Here is a 2,499-nt window from a genome sequence, read left to right as displayed (position 1 = left end):
CGTAAGCGAGTAGGATCAAGTGATCCGCCGAGCTTATGCGAGGTCATCAGCAACCAAGGGTCGGTAGCTCAGGTGGTTAGAGCGCACGCCTGATAAGCGTGAGGTCGGAGGTTCAAGTCCTCCTCGACCCACCATATCTTTTAAGTTTTTGGAAATTGTGGCACGCAATCCGAGCGCGCAGCGTGAGTAGGACCAAGGGTCTGCCGAGCTGATGCGAGGGAAGCCAAGCCGACGGATGTCGGTGCCGGCGCTTGAGGCCAGAATAACGGGGCCTTAGCTCAGCTGGGAGAGCGCCTGATTTGCATTCAGGAGGTCAGGAGTTCGATCCTCCTAGGCTCCACCATTTTCCTTGATCTACTTTAGAGAGTATTCGTTTTGCGAGCTTTGTTCTAAGGCTTGCTTGTTCTGTGACATTTTGAAGAGAAGACATGATTGGCCGCTTGCCGCGCCAGAACCTTTATTGGGTTTGTGGCAAGTGACAGCTAGCCAGTTAGCCACCCTTTGGGTGGTCATGGGGGCGCTTGACCGCTGCCCCGCCAGTTGTGTCTCATGAACTGGTCTAGACATATGCATGCATATGTCTTTGATACATATTGATCTATTCAATGTGTGCCAAGTTGAAATCAAGCTTTGCTTTGATTGGATATAATCCTTGGTGATTATAGCTAATGAGAGTGATCAAGTGTCTTAAGGGCATTTGGTGGATGCCTTGGCGACTAGAGGCGATGAAAGACGTGATACGCTGCGATAAGCGTCGGGGAGCTGCGAATAAGCTTTGATCCGGCGATTTCTGAATGGGGCAACCCACCCGCAAGGGTACCCGCAAGGGGGCAAACCCGGAGAACTGAAACATCTCAGTACCCGGAGGAAAGGACATCAACCGAGACTCCGCTAGTAGTGGCGAGCGAACGCGGACCAGGCCAGTGGTCATATTTTAAGAACCGGAACAAGTTGGGAAACTTGGCCTTAGTGGGTGATAGCCCCGTACGGGTAGAAAGAAGTATGATCCTTGAGTAGGGCGGGACACGTGAAATCCTGTCTGAACATGGGGGGACCACCCTCCAAGCCTAAGTACTCCTAGTCGACCGATAGCGCACCAGTACCGTGAGGGAAAGGTGAAAAGTACCCCGACGAGGGGAGTGAAATAGTACCTGAAACCGAATGCTTACAAACAGTTGGAGCCCGTAAGGGTGACAGCGTACCTTTTGTATAATGGGTCAGCGACTTAATTTAACGAGCAAGCTTAAGCCGATAGGTGTAGGCGCAGCGAAAGCGAGTCTGAATAGGGCGTTTTAGTTCGTTGGATTAGACCCGAAACCGAGTGATCTAGCCATGAGCAGGTTGAAGGTGCGGTAACACGCACTGGAGGACCGAACCCACGAATGTTGAAAAATTCGGGGATGACTTGTGGCTAGGGGTGAAAGGCCAATCAAACTCGGAAATAGCTGGTTCTCCGCGAAATCTATTTAGGTAGAGCGTCCTGTGAATACTCCTGGGGGTAGAGCACTGGATGGGCTATGGGGGCTCACCGCCTTACTGATCCTAACCAAACTCCGAATACCAGGAAGTACTGCAGGGCAGACACACAGTGGGTGCTAACGTCCATTGTGGAGAGGGAAACAACCCTGACCGCCAGTTAAGGTCCCTAAGTTATGGCTAAGTGGGAAAGGATGTGAGGATCCCAAAACAACCAGGATGTTGGCTTAGAAGCAGCCATCATTTAAAGAAAGCGTAACAGCTCACTGGTCTAAATAAGGGTCTTTGCGCCGAAAATGTACCGGGGCTAAAGCCATACACCGAAACTGCGGGTGCATCTTTGATGCGCGGTAGCGGAGCGTTCTGTAAGCTGATGAAGGGTGACCCGTGAGGGCACCTGGAAGTATCAGAAGTGCGAATGCTGACATGAGTAACGATAAAGAGGGTGAGAGACCCTCTCGCCGAAAGTCCAAGGGTTCCTGCGCAACGCTAATCGGCGCAGGGTTAGCCGGCCCCTAAGGCGAGGCCGAAAGGCGTAGTCGATGGGAACGGGGTTAATATTCCCCGGCCAGTGGGTAGTGACGGATGCCGTGTATCGTATCTCCTTATTGGATTGGAGATGCGGTGAAGGTGTTCCTGGAAATAGCTCCCACGCTAAGACCGTACCCGAAACCGACACAGGTGGACAGGTAGAGTATACCAAGGCGCTTGAGAGAACTGTGCTGAAGGAACTCGGCAAATTGCTCCCGTAAGTTCGCGAGAAGGGAGCCCGGTACGAAGGCAACTTTGTATCGGGGGCACAGAATAGGGGGTTGCGACTGTTTATCAAAAACACAGGGCTCTGCGAAGCCGCAAGGCGACGTATAGGGTCTGACGCCTGCCCGGTGCTGGAAGGTTAAGAGGAGGTGTGCAAGCACCGAATTGAAGCCCCAGTAAACGGCGGCCGTAACTATAACGGTCCTAAGGTAGCGAAATTCCTTGTCGGGTAAGTTCCGACCTGCACGAATGGCGTAACGACTTCCC

Annotated in this window: 2 tRNA genes and 1 rRNA gene; all 3 read left to right on the top strand. The window is 52.5% G+C overall.

The features are described from left to right. Positions 1-57 precede the first annotated feature (57 nt). Positions 58-134, top strand: a tRNA-Ile gene (locus ACR0EF_RS18505). A gap of 133 nt (positions 135-267) precedes the next feature. Further along, a tRNA-Ala gene (locus tag ACR0EF_RS18500) sits at positions 268-343 on the top strand. Positions 344-676: 333 nt separating this feature from the next. Beyond that, positions 677-2,499: ribosomal RNA gene (locus ACR0EF_RS18495) — 23S ribosomal RNA — on the top strand; the annotation flags it as partial.

It is taken from the genome of Ruegeria sp. CG8, assembly GCF_056537165.1.
Note: the sequence above shows the minus strand (reverse complement) of the source record. Positions and strands in the feature narration are given on the sequence as shown.